The 487-nt window shown below is 44.6% G+C and carries 1 pseudogene; it reads left to right on the forward strand.

The features are described 5' to 3' along the window. A pseudogene (locus tag C722_RS25770) lies at positions 1–476 on the forward strand (hypothetical protein); the annotation flags it as partial. Positions 477–487: the final 11 nt, after the last annotated feature.

The following is a 487-nucleotide window of genomic DNA, read 5'->3' on the forward strand; positions in this document are numbered from 1 at the left end:
GTAAAATGCCACAAATGCCTGAAACCGCTGATGAGGTTAACTACTCGGCGTGGGCGTCACTTGGCGTTGATACTGTGTTGGTAGGTAGTATTGAACCTGAAGGGGCCGATAAATATTTAGTATCTTACCAATTGGTCGATGTACTAAAAGGTCAGCTAGACGGTGGCCAGTCTCAGGTATTGAAAAATGGTGAGTTAGTCGTAAGTAACGAACACGTTATTGCGGCGCGACAGTCTATTATTAGCCCTAGAGATTTCAGACAATATGCACATCGCATTAGTGATGTAGTGTACGAGAAATTGACAGGCGTACGCGGTGCATTCTTAACACGTATTGCTTATGTTATTGTACGTGACAGAGATGCGTACGAAAAACCTTACCAGCTAGTAATTGCTGACTATGATGGAGAGAACGAAACGCGTTTGTTGTCTTCACCAGAGCCATTGATGTCTCCGGTTTGGTCACCGAGACGGTGAAAGTTAGCGTA

Source organism: Pseudomonas sp. 313, assembly GCF_000316965.1.
In the GTDB taxonomy this organism is placed as follows: domain Bacteria; phylum Pseudomonadota; class Gammaproteobacteria; order Pseudomonadales; family Pseudomonadaceae; genus Chryseomonas; species Chryseomonas benzopyrenica.